At 66.4% G+C, this 1,567-nt stretch carries 3 protein-coding genes and 1 pseudogene; 2 read left to right on the forward strand and 2 right to left on the reverse strand.

The window, feature by feature from the left end:
• Both EN964_RS34120 and EN964_RS34125 read left to right on the forward strand, forming a co-directional pair.
• Positions 1 to 114 (forward strand): hydroxyacylglutathione hydrolase C-terminal domain-containing protein (locus tag EN964_RS34120; protein WP_281055403.1); only part of this gene is annotated, 114 nt, incomplete at its 5' end.
• 19 nt (positions 115 to 133) lie between these two features.
• On the forward strand, positions 134 to 562 hold the full coding sequence (locus EN964_RS34125) for a cupin domain-containing protein (RefSeq protein WP_127266957.1): 429 nt from the start codon (positions 134 to 136) through the stop codon (positions 560 to 562).
• A 1-nt stretch (position 563) separates the two neighbouring features.
• Here the strand turns inward: EN964_RS34125 and EN964_RS34130 are convergent, their stop codons facing one another.
• Positions 564 to 1,250 carry a lysoplasmalogenase gene (locus EN964_RS34130; RefSeq protein WP_127266958.1) on the reverse strand — a complete coding sequence of 229 codons (687 nt, stop codon included), beginning with the start codon at positions 1,248 to 1,250 and terminating at the stop codon, positions 564 to 566.
• Positions 1,247 to 1,567, reverse strand: a pseudogene (locus tag EN964_RS34135) (EamA family transporter); the annotation flags it as partial. The pseudogene EN964_RS34135 and the gene EN964_RS34130, both read right to left, overlap by 4 nt.

The following is a 1,567-nucleotide window of genomic DNA, read 5'->3' on the forward strand; positions in this document are numbered from 1 at the left end:
ACCAATCCCTTCCTGCGCTGGCACGATCCGGCGATCCGCAAGCATCTGGGGCTGGAGAAAGCTTCGGACGCCGAGGTCTTTGCCGAAATCCGCAAGCGCAAGGACAATTTCTAGGCCCGGTGGTATCGTCGCCATGACCAGCTCCGCAGAAATTATCGCGACGCTCGGGCTGAAGCCGCACCCGGAAGGCGGCTGGTATGCCGAGACCTTTCGCGATGGCACTGGCGGCGCGCGCGGCCATTCGACGGCCATCTATTTCCTGCTTGAGGAGCATCAGGTTTCGGCCTGGCACCGGGTCAAGGACGCCGCCGAGGTCTGGCATTTCCATGCCGGCGCCCCGCTGGCACTGGCGATGTGGGAGGAAGGCAGTACCGTTGTGGAGCAGGTGCTCGGCATCGATCTCGCAGCCGGTGAGCGGCCTCAGATCGTCGTGCCGGTAGGCTGGTGGCAGTCGGCGCGCAGCCTGGGCGAATGGACGCTGGTCGGCTGCACCGTCGCGCCGGGCTTCGAGTTTGCCGCCTTTGAGCTGGCCGAACCCGGCTGGCAGCCGAAACAACCCTAACTCAATAAGAACCCAAATTTAGCAGGAACCCAAGTGTCGTCGCGAGCTGGGCGGCGTAGTACAGCGCCCAGACGGCGAAGCGCATCCAGGCGCGGTGGGGCGAGATGGCGGCGACAAGGAATTTCTCGGTGGCGAGCAGCCCGTCCGATACCATGAACAGCACGGCGCCACCGATCACCCACATATTGCTTGTTGTCAGCGCCGAGATGCCCATTGCCAGGATCGCGGCGATATAGACGGTGATCGGGATACCCAGGCCGGGACCGACGCGACGCCACAGCGCCGCCAGCATGATGACCACGAACACCGCCATGGCGAGCCCGATCGCTCCGCGCCACGGCTCGGCGCCAAGCACTCCCAATCCGCCACCGCTGCGCAGGAACAGCGCGACATAGACGATGTGGGCGACGAGAAAACTGGCCAGCCCGCCGAGAAAGGCCTTTTCGCCGTCGCGCGACAGGAAGGCGTCGCCAGCGGCGCTGAGTGCGAGCGCGGCGACCAGCAGCAGCGGGCCGCCCTGCAGTCCGGCCAGCACGGCAAGCATCGCCACGGCAAGCGTCTTTGCCGCCGAGCGGGCGAGCGTCGGCGGCATGCCTAGCGTGAACGCATAGATCACCGCCGCCGCCAGCGAAAAGATCAGTGTCGCATTGGCATTGGCGTCGATGCCGCCCGCAAACGGCATCGTCATGCCCGGCTCCGCCTTTGGATGCCCTGGGCTCCGCCTTCGGATGACCCGGCTCGGCTCTCGGTCGCCGCAGGCTTGCGCAGGAACAGGGATTTTGCGGCGAGCACCGCGCCACCGGTGATGAGCACGCAGGCGGCGAGGATGCGCAGCGACGGCTCGGCGACGCCGGCCGCGATCAGCACCAGCGTCGACAACAGCGGTGCGGCGTAGCTTGCGGCACCCAGCACCTGGATGTTGCCGCGTTTGACGCCGATGTCCCAGGCATAGAAGGCAGCGCCCACCGGCATGAGGCCAAGACCAAGCACCGCCAGCCACTGACC

It is taken from the genome of Mesorhizobium sp. M7A.F.Ca.CA.001.10.2.1 (assembly GCF_003998575.1).
GTDB lineage: Bacteria > Pseudomonadota > Alphaproteobacteria > Rhizobiales > Rhizobiaceae > Mesorhizobium.